Source organism: Sorangium sp. So ce295 (assembly GCF_051527405.1).
GTDB lineage: Bacteria > Myxococcota_A > Polyangia > Polyangiales > Polyangiaceae > Sorangium > Sorangium cellulosum_B.
Genome location: NZ_CP150324.1, coordinates 9164051 through 9178238, shown reverse-complemented (window position 1 = coordinate 9178238; position 14188 = coordinate 9164051). Strand labels below are relative to the sequence as shown.

The 14188-nt window shown below is 69.4% G+C and carries 11 protein-coding genes and 1 pseudogene; 5 read left to right on the top strand and 7 right to left on the bottom strand.

Annotated elements, in window-relative coordinates:
* Positions 1-41: 41 nt before the first annotated feature.
* The gene (locus tag WMF11_RS34770; RefSeq protein WP_437903545.1) at positions 42-3650 is read right to left on the bottom strand and encodes a BadF/BadG/BcrA/BcrD ATPase family protein; all 3609 of its coding nucleotides are present in this window, start codon (positions 3648-3650) and stop codon (positions 42-44) included.
* Between the two features lie 351 nt (positions 3651-4001).
* Between WMF11_RS34770 and WMF11_RS34765 the strand changes: the two genes are divergently transcribed.
* A complete protein-coding gene (locus WMF11_RS34765; protein WP_012238857.1) occupies positions 4002-4709 on the top strand; it encodes a TetR/AcrR family transcriptional regulator in 708 nt (235 codons plus the stop codon).
* 53 nt (positions 4710-4762) lie between these two features.
* Here WMF11_RS34765 and WMF11_RS34760 read toward each other — a convergent pair whose 3' ends face one another.
* Positions 4763-5491: a glutamine amidotransferase gene (locus WMF11_RS34760; protein WP_437903544.1), complete on the bottom strand. Its 729-nt coding sequence runs from the start codon at positions 5489-5491 to the stop codon at positions 4763-4765.
* Positions 5492-5571: 80 nt separating this feature from the next.
* Between WMF11_RS34760 and WMF11_RS34755 the strand changes: the two genes are divergently transcribed.
* A complete protein-coding gene (locus WMF11_RS34755; protein WP_437543465.1) occupies positions 5572-6219 on the top strand; it encodes a YkgJ family cysteine cluster protein in 648 nt (215 codons plus the stop codon).
* A gap of 69 nt (positions 6220-6288) precedes the next feature.
* Here the strand turns inward: WMF11_RS34755 and WMF11_RS34750 are convergent, their stop codons facing one another.
* Positions 6289-6648 (bottom strand): hypothetical protein, encoded by a 360-nt coding sequence (locus WMF11_RS34750; RefSeq protein WP_437973774.1) that lies wholly within the window; start codon positions 6646-6648, stop codon positions 6289-6291.
* A 128-nt stretch (positions 6649-6776) separates the two neighbouring features.
* The gene (locus WMF11_RS34745; RefSeq protein WP_437973773.1) at positions 6777-7358 is read right to left on the bottom strand and encodes a hypothetical protein; all 582 of its coding nucleotides are present in this window, start codon (positions 7356-7358) and stop codon (positions 6777-6779) included.
* A gap of 184 nt (positions 7359-7542) precedes the next feature.
* Here WMF11_RS34745 and WMF11_RS34740 point away from each other — a divergent pair.
* Together WMF11_RS34740 and WMF11_RS34735 are read left to right on the top strand one after the other, a co-directional pair.
* Positions 7543-7785 (top strand): annotated as a pseudogene (locus tag WMF11_RS34740) (hypothetical protein); the annotation flags it as partial.
* Between the two features lie 186 nt (positions 7786-7971).
* Positions 7972-8637, top strand: a complete 666-nt coding sequence (locus WMF11_RS34735) for a hypothetical protein (protein WP_437973772.1) — start codon at positions 7972-7974, stop codon at positions 8635-8637.
* 127 nt (positions 8638-8764) lie between these two features.
* Here WMF11_RS34735 and WMF11_RS34730 read toward each other — a convergent pair whose 3' ends face one another.
* From WMF11_RS34730 to WMF11_RS34720, 3 genes are all read right to left on the bottom strand, one after another.
* Entirely contained in the window at positions 8765-10087 is a 1323-nt protein-coding gene (locus WMF11_RS34730; RefSeq protein WP_437973771.1) for an ADP-ribosylation family protein, read from the bottom strand.
* Positions 10088-10214: 127 nt separating this feature from the next.
* Positions 10215-10655 carry a hypothetical protein gene (locus tag WMF11_RS34725; RefSeq protein ID WP_437903539.1) on the bottom strand — a complete coding sequence of 147 codons (441 nt, stop codon included), beginning with the start codon at positions 10653-10655 and terminating at the stop codon, positions 10215-10217.
* Positions 10655-12241, bottom strand: coding sequence for a S1C family serine protease (locus tag WMF11_RS34720; protein WP_437973770.1), 1587 nt, complete (start codon positions 12239-12241; stop codon positions 10655-10657). Before WMF11_RS34720 ends, WMF11_RS34725 begins: the two co-directional genes overlap by 1 nt.
* 518 nt (positions 12242-12759) lie before the next feature.
* Between WMF11_RS34720 and WMF11_RS34715 the strand changes: the two genes are divergently transcribed.
* Positions 12760-13668: a JmjC domain-containing protein gene (locus WMF11_RS34715; protein WP_437973769.1), complete on the top strand. Its 909-nt coding sequence runs from the start codon at positions 12760-12762 to the stop codon at positions 13666-13668.
* The last annotated feature ends 520 nt before the right edge of the window (positions 13669-14188 follow it).

The window sequence follows — 14188 nt, the reverse complement described above, 5'->3', positions numbered from 1 at the left end:
AGGGGCGGCCCCGCCGTCCCCCCCTCGACCTTCGACGTGGTTCAGGCTTCCAGGGGGACGACGGTCCCGTCGGACTGCTTCTTCTTGAGCTGCACGAGGCCTGTCTTCGGCGCCTCGGGCGGCGAGACCGGCGCGACGTAGCTCCGGACCTTCTCGGCGAGCGCGGCGATCTCCCGCTCGAGCGCGGGATCCGTGATCTTGCGCGCCGCCTGCTGGTCGCGCTTCAGCTGGAGCAGCTCGAGCCGCTTCTCCTCGATGCGCTGGACCAGCTGCGCCTTCTTCTTCGCCGCGTCCTCGAGCGCCTCCTCGTGCAGCTTGAGGCTGTGCGCGTACGTCTTCACGCGGATCTTGATCGAGCCGCCCGGCTTGTTGGCGTCGATGTCGTGCAGCGCCGCGTACGGCGTCGCGCTCGAGCTCACGATGCTGTCGATGATCCCGTACGTCGGCGCGTCGTGGCCGCACTTGAAGCTCGAGAGATCGAGCAGGACGACGTTCGGGTGGCGGGCGGCGAACTTGGCCGCCCAGACCTTCTGCGCGCTGTTGGCCGAGTAGTTCTCCGGCCAGACGTCGTTGATGTCGAGCGGGTGCTGGCCCGTCGCGATCTCGTCCTTGAAGTACCGCGCGAGGTACTCCATGTCGCGCGGGATCGACCGCACCGAGAGGATCGGATAACCGAGCACCTGGAACTCCTCCGGGATGCCGTGGTTCAGGCCCGGGTCGGAGTGGTACGGCCGCCCGATCATCAGGATGGCCACCCGGTTCTCGGACTCGACCGTCTCGAGGATCGCCCGCCCCTTGTCCTGGAGGTCGCGCTCGAACTGCGAGAGCGCCCGCATCCCCTCGCGGTGCGCGTGATCGCTCTCGTCCTCGGTGATGCCGAGCCGCGGGCCCCAGGTCTCGAACATCCGGCGCGCCGTCAGCGTCATCTCGGAGAACGTGAGCGCGGGGTCGAGGTACTCGATCCCGCGCGTCTTGAAGAAGTCGACCTCCTTCGTGAAGGCCGCCTTCATGACGTCCGGCACGCCCGCGACGATGGGGCAGCTCGTCTTGTCCATCACCCCTTCGCCGAAGCTCGGCACATGGGTGAGGATGGGGAAGAAGATGTAATTGAGCTTCTTCTCGTCGCTGTGGTGGTGGAAGAGCAGGTTGTGGACGTGGGCCTGCGCGACCTTGGACGGGAAGCACGGATCGATGGATCCGTACTTGCCGCCCTCGACCCACATCTCCTCGCTCGTCGCGTCGCTGAAGACGACGTTCTGCTTGGGGATGCCGAGCGCCTCGAAGTAGGCGCGGTAATAGGGGCCGGTCGAGTAGATGTTGAGGACGCGCGGGATGCCGATGCGGACGCGGCGGAGGCGCTCCCGCACCTCGATGCCGCTCCGCCGGAACGGGCGCGTCGTCTCCACCCGGCGGATGCCGAGGAAGCCCTTCTTGACGACCGTGTCCTTCACCGGCGCGCCTTCCTCCGGGAGCGGCGCCGTGCCGTAGAAGTGCCGGAAGGCGAGCTTCGACTCGTAGTCGACGAGGTTCGGGAACTGCTTCGCGATCTTCTTCCGCTCGGCGACGAGCGCGAGCATCGCCTGCTCGCTCTCGACGGTGCCCTTCTCGCACGAGAAGCCCGAGATGTAGCGGCTCGTCGTCCCGTCAGGCCGCTTCGTGTCGATGAAGGTCCGCTTGCACTCGTTCGGGCAGAAGTGGCAGACCGTCTCCTCGTCGTTCTTCGTCGTGTATTCGAGGGCGATCGCCGCGTCGATCCCGATGAACGTCGACCGGCCCTTGCGCTTCACCACCCGGAGCGTCTCGAACGCGGCGCCGAGCGCGCCGGCCTCGCCCGTGTGCGGGTGGACGAACACCTCGGCGCCGGGGACGCGCTCCTTGATGTAATCGACCTGCGCCTTGACCGCCGCGAGGTTGTACTGCGTGCCGCCCTGCAGCACGTAGCGCGTGCCGAGGGCCGCGAGCCGCGGGATCTGCACGACGTACTGCCACACGTTCTTCGGCAGCACCTGGGCGAGGCCCGCGAGCAGCTCCTCCTTCGAGAAGCCCTCCTTCTGGAAGTTCACGCGGTCCGTGTCGAGGAAGACGGCGCAGCCGTAGCTGAACTTCGGCGCGAGCTCGGCGCCGAACGCCGTGTCGGCGTACTCGGTCACCTTCAGGCCGAACTGATCGGCCATCGCCTGGAGCAACATGCCGTTGCCCGCAGAGCACGAGTTGGAGAGGCGGAAGTTCGCGATATCGCCGTTCTTCATGAACAGGACCTTGATGTCCTGTCCGCCGATATCGCAGATGACGTCGACGTCGCCGAAGAACTTCACCGCGCTCATCATGTGGGCGACGGTCTCGACGATGTTGACGTCGGCGCGCATGCACTCCTGGAGCACGTCGGCCGCGTACCCGGTGCCGCCGAAGCCGAGCACCTCGAGCGTCGCGCCCTGATCGAGCACGTACTGCCGGAGCTGGGCGAGCAGCTCCTTCGCGTCCTGGATCGGGTTGCCCTTCGAGAGCTGGTAGGCCTTGCAGACGATGTTCCCGTCCTCGTCGATGAGCACCGCCTTCGATGAGGTGGAGCCGCCGTCGAGGCCGATGACCCCGCGCACCACCTGGCCGGGCGCGAGCTTCATCGGGGTGAACCGCGGGATGCTGTAGAGCTTCCGGAACTCGTCGACCTCGTCCCGGGTCTTCACGAGCGGCGGGCCCGCGCTCTCGCCGAGCCGGGCCTTCCTGCCGTTCGTCATGTACTCGACGAGCCCCGATTTGCCGGCGTAGCGGCCGACCTCCGGCGCCTCCTTGAGCCCGTAGACGCACGCGCCGAACGCCGCGTAGTACTGCGCGTTCTCCGGGACGAAGATCGTCTCCTCGACCGGCTGGTCCTTCGGCCAGTCGTAGCCGCGCTCGTCCCAGGTCTCGGGGATCCGCTTGCGCCAGCACTCCTGGAGGAAGGGGAGGTAGGTGTTGGGGCCGCCGAGCAGGATCACCTTGTGCTTCAGCGTCGAGCCGCGCGTCAGCACCGACAGGTTCTGGAGGACGATCGCGTCGGCGAGAGAGCAGAGGATCTCCGTCGAGGGGATGCCGCTCTTCACGAGGTTCACGATGTCCGTCTCGGCGAAGACGCCGCACTTCGCCGCGACGTGGTGGAGCTTCGAGTCGTCGAAGTGGATCTTCACCACCTCCGTCGGCGGGAGGCCCACCTTGATCATGCACTTGTCGATGGTGGCGCCCGTGCCGGAGGCGCACTTGTCGTTCATCGACGGCGCGGCGGTCTTGTCGCCCGTCTTCTCGTCCCGCTGGAAGATGATGATCTTCGCGTCCTGCCCGCCGAGCTCGATGACGCTGCCCACGTCCGGGTGCAGGTTCTCGACCGCGAGCGTGACCGCGTTGACCTCCTGGACGAACTTCGCGCCCAGGCCGGGGCAGAGGGGCGCCGCGCCGGAGCCCGTCATGAACACCCGCCAGCTGTCCCTCGGCGACGCCGGGAACGACGCCTCGATGGTCTCGAGGAGCTCGAGCACCTTCTCCGGCTGCTTCGTCTGATGCCGCTGGTAGTCGCTCCAGAGGATCTCGAGCGTCTGCGGATCGAGCACGACGGCCTTCACCGTCGTCGAGCCGACGTCGATGCCGACCACGACCGGTTCCTGGATCTGCCTTCCCATCGGGGCTCCTCCCACCGCCGTCGCCGGTCCCCAGCGTCCGACTGACTGGCTGGTCAGTCGTGATGGCTACAACGGGATGTCCGGGAAATCAAGCAATCCGGTGCGTCTTGGTCGCCGCGCGACGCCGTTCTCCGGGCATCTCGGGCCATCGCTGCGTCCAGGGTGCAAGGTTCCGACGCCACGCTCGGTTGCGGCTGGTTGCGTCTGATGGCGCGTGGTGCCCCCCGCGTCCGCGTGTCGTGCGCTGTGTCGCGAACTTTCCGGATCTTTTCAGACGGCGGGCCTGCTCGACGCCGGAGGGGAGACATCGGTCCCCAGATGGCGGGCCGGTGATGGTAAAGCGACCGGCCCATGGACAAGGCCGAGCGCCGCCAGGCGCTCCTCCGCGCCGCGCGTACCGTGTTTTCCGAGAAGGGGTATCACGAGGCGAAGGTCGACGACATCGTCGCGCTCGCGAAGGTCGCGAAGGGGACGTTCTACCTCTACTTCCCCGACAAGCGCTCGGTGTTCGGCGAGCTCGTGCGCGGCCTCTTCTCGCGGCTCGGCGGCGCCATCCTGCGCGTGGACCCGTCGGCGGACGTCGAGGCGCAGGTCAAGCACAACATCCGCGCGATCGTGGCCGTCCTGCTCGACGATCCGGCGCTGACGAGCATCCTCCTGTCGCACGCGGCCGGGCTCGACCCGGCGTTCGTCAAGGAGCTGCGGGCGTTCCGCCAGGAGGTGAAGCTCCTGCTGCAGCAGAGCCTCGCCGAGGGGCAGCGGCTCGGCGTGATCGAGCCGGGGGACACCGAGCTCTACGCGACGTTCACGATCGGCGCGCTGAAGGAGGTGCTGTTCGAGAACGCCCTCGAGGAGCAGGCCCGCCCGCGCGAGCGGATCGTGACGGCGCTCCACGATTTCCTGCGGCGCGGCTACCTCCGGATGGACCCCGCGGCCGGGCTCGCGGCGCGGGGCCCGGAGGGCGAGCGCGCCGCGCCCGCGACAGGGGACGCCCCCGGCGAGGCGCCGGAGCGGGTGAGCCCGTCGCGCGGCCGGCGGGCCAGGTCGAGAGGCGACTGACCGGCGCGTCAGTCAGGGCGGGGACTACCCAGGTCAGGTCGGCGGCGTAGGGATCAGGCGCCGCGCACGACCACGTGCCGGATGAAATTGTGCAGCGTCCGTGTGCCGAGCTGATCCGGCGCGATGGGGGCGAGGAGCGCCGGGACGTCGCGGCCCTCGGCCTGCAAGATCTCGCTCCGCCACGCGATGTAGCCGGCGATGACGTCGTGGTCCATCTCGGGGTGGAACTGCACGCCGTAGCACGTGCTCGTGAAGCGGATGACCTGGTGGTCGTCGAGCTCGGTGAACGCGAGGCTCGTGGCGCCCTCGGGCAGCGTGCCGACCGTGTCGACGTGGGTCGCGTGCGTCTCGAAGCTCGACGGCAGGCCGTCGAAGAGGGGGTCGTCGGCGCGGCGCTGGACGCGGATCCTGCCGATCTCGCGGCCGCGCGGGTTCCGGACGACCTCGCCGCCGAGGGCCTGGGCGAGGATCTGATGGCCGAAGCAGATGCCGAACGTGGGGGTGCCGGCGTGCACGACGCCGCGCAGCCACGCCTCGCAGCGGAGCATCCAGGGCTCGCGGTGGGGGACGTTGGCCGACGAGCCGGTGACGACGAAGGCGGCGGTCTCGGGGGCGCCGGGCGCGGGGAGCTCGTCCGTGCGGGCGTCGACGGTGGCGTATCCGCCGCTCCAGCTGGCGCCGATCGTCTGCTCGATCAGGTCGGCGAACTGGCCGCGTCGCTCGAGGACCGGGGGGACGGGCTCACCGGTCTTCACGATGACGATCTTCTTGCGATGTCGCACCCTTCCAACATAGCGCAGCGCCGCTGCCGGGCGAGGGCGGGGCTTGGCAGCGCGGGGCCGGGGCGCGAAGATGCGCCCCGATGTCCGCATACGTCGTGTCTCGCCCCGTCTGGCGCCGGTTTCGCCCGCGTTTCCTGAGCCGCGCAGCGGCGCACGTGAGGGCCGGCGGGCACGCGGCCATCGTGCTGCCGGACGAGCGGGTCGATCTCCTGCTCTCCATCGGCGAGGACGGGAAGCTCACGGAGCTCGGGCTGTGGTCGCTCCTGTCGATCGAGCAGCAGCGCTTTCGCCGCGTGGGCGAGGGGCCAGCCAAGGGGCTCGCGACGGCGCGGGTGAAGCGGCAGTACGAGGGCTCGGTCCTCGACTGGTGCGAGCGCGACAGCACGCACCCGGGGGCGATCCGCGAGGTGGCGCTCGACTGCCTGGCCTGCGGCGCCTGCTGCCACGACGCCAACGTGCTGCTCGACGAGGTGGACCTCGCGCGCTTTCGGGGCGCCGGGCGCGGCGACCTCACGGGGCGCGCCTACGTGCGGCGGGCGCGGGACGGCAAGATCACGCTGCGCTTCGCGGCGAGCGGGCGGTGCCAGCACCTCTGCGAGGACCTGCGCTGCGCCATCTACGAGATCAGGCCGGACAACTGCCGCGCGTTCGTCGTGGGGAGCGAGGCGTGCCTGTCGGCGCGCGAGGAGACGCTCGGGATACGGGACGGGGCGCCCGCGGAGCCGTGAGCGGCGGGCTCGCCGCGGGGCCCGCGGTCACGTGACGGCGGGGTGCGGCGGGGCGAGCGTCGCACGCCGTCAGAACAGGAGCCGGACGCTTCCGCCGAGCGGGCCGAGCTGCAGCTCGGCCTGGGTCCTGGCGCGATCGAGCTTCATCTGACCCGTGATCCAGAGCGGTACACCCGTGAGGGTCATGGCGCCTCCGACGCTCATGAGCACGGTGGGAAAGACCCATGCGCGAGACGCGCAACCGCAGGAATCGTCGCCGCTCGGTCGGGTGAGGAAGAACATGCCTGCTCCGACGGAGCCGAGGACCAGTCCGCCCACGGAGAGGCCGGTGCCCACGTCGCGCCGGGTGGTGTCGACCGCGGGCGCCGTCGACTCGGCGTGCGCGTCGCCCACGAGCAACAGGATCACCCCGAACGCGGCGAGACGCATGCCGGCGAGGATCCCTGGTCGCGGCGCGCCCGTCAAGACGACGAGAAGCTTCTCTATCGGTCGCGGAGGTGGCGCCGAGGACGCGCGGGAACGCGAGGCTCGAGGCCACGATGTCCTGGGCAGGGCGCTCACGTCCGAACGCTCGCGAGCTGGCCCGCCACCGCGGCCTCATGGAACGCCGAGAGGTCGTGATAGGTGGCCGCCCGGTCCGGCAGGCCGTGGGTGGCCAGCCAGGCGACGCCTTCCTCGATGCTGGCGAAGACACGATGTGGAAACTGCTGGCGTCCCAGGGCGTTGAGCCCCGTGACGATGCTGCGCACGAGCGACGCGCGAAAGCCCGACCCGATGTGAATCACCGCCGAGTGGGACACGATGCCATCCACCGAACCCAACATCCCGGCGAGGGCGCTGCGGCTGCGCGTGTCGGGTACGATGGCTTCAGGGGTCACGATCTGCAGCAGCCACACCTTGCGGGACGGGGAGCTCGCCTGCGCCCCCAGGATCGCCGCCTTCAGGGAGGCGGCGTGGTGCGGGTGGGTCGTCTTCATCCAGACCGCGGCGGCCAGGGAGCTCCAATAGCCTACCGCGACATCCGCTGTCGCCTCGACGACCTGACAGCTCGCGCGCAGTGGGTGCTGCTCACCTGCCTGGGTGAGCGACCGCTGCGGTGCGTCGATGAGAGGTCCCCGTGCCGTCGACGATCTGCTCACTCCGCTCGATTCTACGCGAACCTGGCGAAGATCATGGCGAAGAACACGGCGAAGAGTGGCCACGAGGGAGCCGCTCGACCGATGGGAACACACGGGGGCACCTGAACGAAAGAACCTGTTGTGAGGTTTCGGAGGGTCGGTACGATGCCAGGTGATGCGGCTTGGGTACTGGCTCGTCGTTGGAATGGCGATGTTCGCGGCGTCTTCGGCCAGGGCAGATGCGCCGAAGACGGACGCCGCGATCCGGAAGGCTCTCATCGCCGAGTCACGAGCGGCGTACAGCGGGAGCTGCCCGTGTCCTTACGATACCGATCGAGCGGGCAGACAATGCGGCAAGCGCAGCGCTTACTCGCGGCCGGGAGGCGCCGCGCCTCTCTGTTATGATCACGACGTGACGAAGGAGATGATCGCCGAGTACCGCGCGCGCGACGCGGGGCGCACCCGCCAGGACTCCGCTTGTTCCGGCACGAGCAGCGGGGTACCGGTGCTCGACGCGACCGGAATCAGGGGGCTCCGGTCCCTGCTTCATCACGGTCCTTCCCTTCCATGATGGTCTTCGCCTGAATCGACGGCTTCCTCGCCGTCGCCCCGCGGAATCGCATACACTGCGCGAATGAGCCACGTCGTGATGCAGGCAGCGGAGTTCTCGACGGTCGCCGCGGCGGAGCAGGCCGCGGCGGAGCTGCGGCGGCTCGTCGCGGACTACGTCACCTACGAGAAGACCGCCGACGCGCCGTGGAGCGAGGGCGCCGTGCCGGCGCCGCTTGTCGAGCTCGGCCGGCGGCACGGTGTGCCGTGGCCGGGCGACGCAACGTCGCGGTTCCTGCTCAAGGGCCTGTTCAACGACGAGGCGAACGTGCTCAGCGTCGATCGCCTTGTGTTCTTCTGGGGCGGCGGCTTCGATCTCGGCGGCGCGTGGCTGCGTGCGGTGCTGCTGCGCGGGCTCGGCGCGGTGCGCTGCACCGACCTGCCGCAGCTGGTGGTGCGCGTGGACGATCCGCAGGCTCGCGCGGCGGCGTCGGGCGAGTTCCTCGTCGAGGAGGACTTCGAGGAGCAGTTCACGATGACGTCGGACGACGCCGTGCTCGACGGTGCGCTGTTCATCATCACGTTCGAGCGCGACGGCGACCGCGTTCACCTGACGTTCGACGACTCGGGCGTGCAGGAGTGGGCGTTCGTCGCGATGCTGCCCCAGCTCTCGGGCGACGATCCCGCGCTGCGCGCCCCCGCGCGGGGCCTGCACGCGAGCGTGGTCGATGGCGGAGGGGCGCTCGGCTGAGGGCGAGCGTCATCGCGTCAGGGTGCCTGTACGCCGACGTCGGCAGCACCGACCCGTGCTCGTGGGTCCAGAGCCGGGTCTCCAGGTCATCTGTGCGGCTTGAACGGCTTCTGAGCCGCTCAAAGCGCTAAGGTCCGCCGTCCTCCTCGCCTGGCCGCAGGAACACCCCCACGCTCCGGAGATCGCGGTGCGCATAATGCACCTTCACGGTCTCCGCGTGCGCGCGCCGCCCGAGCTTCTCGTATGCCATCATCAGCAGCTCGAGCGCGGCGCCGCGGTACTCCTCCTTATCGAGCCAGTGCAGGTCGAGCCCGAACGTCAGCGCCGCCGCGGGCCGCCCCTCGGCGCAATCGCGCTTCGCCGACGCGATCCACGTCTGCACGCGCGGCGGCTGCGTCTTCCACGCCTTCACGCGCTCGTCGGGCGGGCCCACGCGGATGCTCCCGGCGCCGGGCGGCAGCGCGGGCCCGAACGTGCCGAGGGTCGGGATGCGGTCCGCATCGAGCCAGCGTTGCGCGGGCGGGTCCTCGGCGAGGGCCTCGCGGTCGGCCTCCTCGAACCATTCGAGGGCGGCGAGCGCGGCGTACACCTGCAGCGGGGCCGGCTCCTCCTCGTAAGGGCCCGAGATGCGCTCGCGCGCGCGGGCAGCGAGCACCGCGAGCGGCGTGGGCTCGCTGTCTCTCCAGGTCTCCGCGGAGTCGCGGGCGTAATTGTGCGCGATGCACGTCGGCGGATCCGCGGGGTCGTCGTACCACAGGCCATGGTGCAGCCCGTCGGTGTCGCCCCACATCACGGTGACCAGCTCGGGCGGGTCGGCGCGGAACCGGCACTCGAGCCGCGGGTCGAGCCCGCCGCGCGTCTTCCGCTCGAGCCCGCCGTCCTCGAACCAGATCATGATCCCGCCCGGCGATCGCCCGAGGTGGCTCATCCCCTGCCGCTCCAGCTCGTCGAGGCTGCGCCAGAAGGCCGCGAAGGTCGCGAGGTAGCGCGGCAGCCGCAGGCCATAGACCTCGTTCATTCGTGCGGCCACGGCCTCGAAGCGGGCGTTCATCGACGCGAGCGCCTCGGCGCGGCGGCGCGCCCCGAGCTCGTCGGTCGCGAACATGCCCTCGGTGAAGCGCGCCGGCGCGAGGCCCATCGTCGCCTCGAGCGGCGCGTCGAGCTGCGAGGCGAGGCCGCGAGACCTGAGCCCCTCGAGCGTCGCGGCGAGCTCGTCGAGCGCCGCCGCGGGCTCGCTCATCCGCGCGAGCGGCACGACGACCAGCTCTCCGGACGGCCCTCGGTTCGTGCGCGCTTCGAAGAGGCTGAACTCCGCGACGAGGCCGAGCCCCGGCGCGAAGTGCGGCGGGTCCCAGCTCGCGAGCTGGGCGCGCTCGTCCTTGACGGGGAACATCTTCTCCCAGCGCTCGCGCGCCAGCGCGAGCGCTGCCTCGATCTCCGGGTTGCTCATGGCGTTCGCCCTCCTACGCGAAGTCGGCCCCGCCAGGAGCGGAGGCGGACCCGCTGGACGCCCGCCGCGGACCGCGCTCCCTCACCCGCCGAACCTCGGTCCAAAGCACGCGCGATTCGGCGGCGCCTCAGAAGTACTCGCAGGCGTCGGGGCAGTCCATATGGGGCGGGCAATCATCTAGAATGCTGCAGTACGAGTCCTCGGGGCACTCCGAGGAGAGTTCGCACACGAACAAGCAGCTCCCGCGATAGCAGGTGGCGCCCGTCGCACACTCCGTGTCGGAGATGCAGCCCGTGTTCTCCTGACACTCGCCGATCTTGCTGCTGCCCGAGGTGCCCTGGCAGAGCTGACCCGCGGGGCAATTGCTGTCGACGGTGCAACTACCGGGCGCTCTGCATTGACCCGTGCTGTACTGCCCATCCGGGAAGACGCAGATCAGGCCTTCATTGCACCAGTTGTCGTCTTCGCACTTGCCGTCCAGCGGGCTCGTCGGCGGCGGATCTTGCAAGAGCAGGCACCCTCCCGGCAGCAGAAAGAGCAGCGCAGCACACAGCGTGCGGAGCAACATCAGAACGTCCCCATGATTGAAAGTGAGGTGAGCCCGATGCCGGGCGCGCCGACTCCGGCGACGAAGGTGCGGCCCGGCGTCGAACGCCCCCCGGTCGCGGGCGGCTTCTTGTTCGGCGCAAAGACGTACGAGCTCAGCACCATGCCCGCGCCGAGCCCGGTGACGGCCCAACCTACGGTGTTCCAGGTGCGGAGCGTGCCGAAGTTGGAGGGCGTACTGCCGATGAGCGCGGTCGTACCGACCGTGACGCCGCCGGCGACGAACGCCACCCAGCCCCAGCCGTTCGTCTTCCCGACCCAACCCGGCGTCTTGCCGGGCGCGTCCTCGCCCACATAAAACCAGGGCGGATCGGGCTTGTCGGCCGCGACGCTGAGCGCGGGCCCGCCCGACGCCGTCGCCGTTTTACGCTCGACCTTGAGCGCCCCGGTCGTCTCGCCGAAGCTCAGCCCGAGCGACGAAAGCGCGATGGCCGAAGGCACGCCGAAGCCCAGGCCTTCGATGCCCTTCCCGGTCGCCTTGAACGTCATGATCGCGACCACCTGACCCTTGTCGTCGACAAGCGGCCCGCCGCTGTTACCGGGGCTGATGCTGGTGTCGGTCTGGATCAAGCTGGTGCCGTCGAACGAGCGCTGGCCGCTGACGATACCGCGCGTCACGGAGAACGACAGCCTTTCGCCGCCGGGCGCGCCGAGCGCGAACACGTCGTCGCCGGTGCTGGGGGACGGCATGCGCAGCGTCAAGCACGGCGTCTCGCGTGAGCGATCCTTCAGCTGCAAGAGCGCGACGTCCGACTGCTCGTTGACGCGCATCACGGTCGCCGGAAGCTCCTTGCCGTCGCGGAAGCGCACAACCACCTCGGGCGTCGTCGCCACGTGCGCCGCGGTGAGCAGCAAGCCATCCGGAGAGATCACGACAGCGCTGCCGACGCCGTCGTTGAGCTTGACCAGCGCCGTGGCGTTCAAGACGTCCTCGCTCATCTTCGGCATCACCAGGGTGCGGGCCGGGCAGCCGCGCATCTCCCCGGGCGGAAACTCGGGCGCGGCCGGCGCCTCCGCAGGGGTGTCCGAGCCCCGGAGGGCCTGCACGAACATCGGCCGGGCGAGCAGCGAGCGCAGGCTGCCGAGCAGCAGCGCGTTGCCGGCCGCCGCGCGGTCGAGCTCGCGCATCTCCATCTCCTCGTGGTTCGACGTCATCTGATAGACCACGGTGTTGGAGGAGCGATGGAGCAGCTCCCACTTGATGGTGATGCCGCAGGTGAGGCCTCGCTCGTCGGAGCAGTCCGCCGCCGTCAGCGTCCCGGCCAGGAGGAAGGCCGCCTCGCTCGAGCGATCCTGGTTCAGCGCCAGGTTCTCGCGGCCGAGCGCGCGGTAGCCGAGCTCGCGCATCTCCTCCAGAAACATCACGAGGAATTTTTCCTTGACGATCAGCACGTCATCCAGGTTCGGCGCCTTCACGACCACGTTCGAGATCGTGACCGTCCCGAGCTCGCTGCCGTTCACCTTGATCGGCTCCACCGGCCGCACCGACTTCGCCTCCGCGAAGCGCGGCGCCAGCAACAACGCCGAAACGCCGAATCCGGTCAGCAAACCGCGGCGCAACCAAACCCCGAGGGTCCGCAATTGGTTCATCCCGTGCTCACGAAATCCTGAAACCTAGCCTATGAGCTGCCTCTCTGCGTGCGCAGCTCCGGCTGGAAGCCATTTCCAGCGACCAAAGAACCCTATGCTCCTCGGTGGCGCCCACGATATCTACCTCAGGCGCTGTGTCGAGCCCCATTGCACAGTTACGTCGCCATAATCGACGCGGAAATTTCCACTGTTAGCCGATGGGAAATCCATCGATTGGACGCCCCCGTGTGTGCTCGCCGCGGCGCCTGAATGAAAACGTCGACACGGCGTAACACTCGATGCTCCAAACCCGCGCCGCGAGCCGCATCACCCGGCGGGTTACGCCGGGTGACGCTCTCGAAACAGCCCGGGAAGGCGGACCACGAGAACGCTCCCTGACGCAAGCTCGCCCCGAGGTCCCACGGGCAGGCCATGCTTGACAGGAGCGACCGCCCTGGCGTCTCCTGTCCTCCGCGGCGTTTTTCATGCCTTGCCCCATGGAGTCGCTGATCCCCGGCTCGCTCGACGATCTCCTCAGCGGCGCTCGTACCTCCGGGCGCTCGCCGAGCCGGCCCCTCGCCTCACCGCCGAAGGGCGGGGAGGGGCTCGCAGGCCTGCCCACCGTCGAGGCGGTGCTGGACGCGATAGCGGAAGGCCGGGTGCATCCCGAGGCGGTGTTCTTCATCGACGCGACGTCGGAGTACGTGGACGCCAAACGCTTCCTCCGGGCGGAGCCCGACGCTGCGCTCGACGGTGCGGCGGTGCGGCGCTTCTTCGAGGTGGAGGGGGGTAGCCTGCTCCTCGCGGGGGTGCAGGACTGCTTTCCGGCCGTCGGTGCGCTCACAAGCGCCCTGTCCGGAGCGCTCTTGGCCCAGGCCAACACGAACCTTTACCTCACGCCGGGCGGGGCGCAGACCTTCCCCCGCCACTGGGATACCCACGACGTTGTGGTGCTCCAGCTCGAGGGGCGCAAGCGGTGGATCATCTACGAGCCCCTCCTCGAGGCGCCGCTGCACCGCCACCACGCCTGCCGCACCGCGGAGCTCCGCGAGATGACCCCGCGCTGGGGCGAGATCGACATGCAGCCGGGTGGAGCGCTGTACATCCCCCGCGGCTATCTCCACGAGGCGACCGCTGTCGGGGGCCCCTCGCTCCACATCTCCTCCGGGATCCACCGGATCACGTGGCACCGCCTCGTCGAGGTGATGGTGGCTGACGCGCTGCGGGAGTGTGCCGAGGACCTGACCTTCCGGGGAGACTGCCCCGCAGGGGGGGCGCACCTCGCTGCAACCATCCAAGAGGGGATTGCGCCCCGCGTCGAGGCGCTCGTGAAGCGGCTCCGCGAGATCGATGCAGCGGAGGTGCTCCAGTCCCTCACCGAGCCGGCCGACGGGGAACAGAGCTAGGAGCCAGGAGCCAGCCCCGCGCCCGCTCGCGCGGGGCGCTTCTTCTTGCGGACAGGTGCGAATTCTCGGTAACTTGTGAGGGCAACCTCTCCTGCGGCCGCTACACCGCCGCGTACTGATCATCGGCCACTGCTCCAAGGAGATCACGGATGTCTACAACGCCCCGATCCAAAAAGGTGAACGTCCCGAAGCCCGCCGCCAGCGCCCACGTTTGCCGACATGATCCGACGCCCATCACGCGGAAGATCAGCATCCCCAAGCCAGCCGCCAGCGCCCACGTTTGCCGGCACGACCCGACGCCGAGCAAGAAGACCAAAATTTAACCCTAGTGCTGGAGGTGCGTCGCCATTCCCTCCGGCCTCTGGGTGACACGACACGCCCCGGGGGGGACGACCGCCTGCAAGGACTCCCCCTGCATACCGCGCCGTTTCGCCCGTCCCGACCCATGCCGTCGCACGGCGACGGGCGAGCCGGGTTCACGGACTCTCGGGCAGACGTCGTAGACCCCAAGGACGTCTCC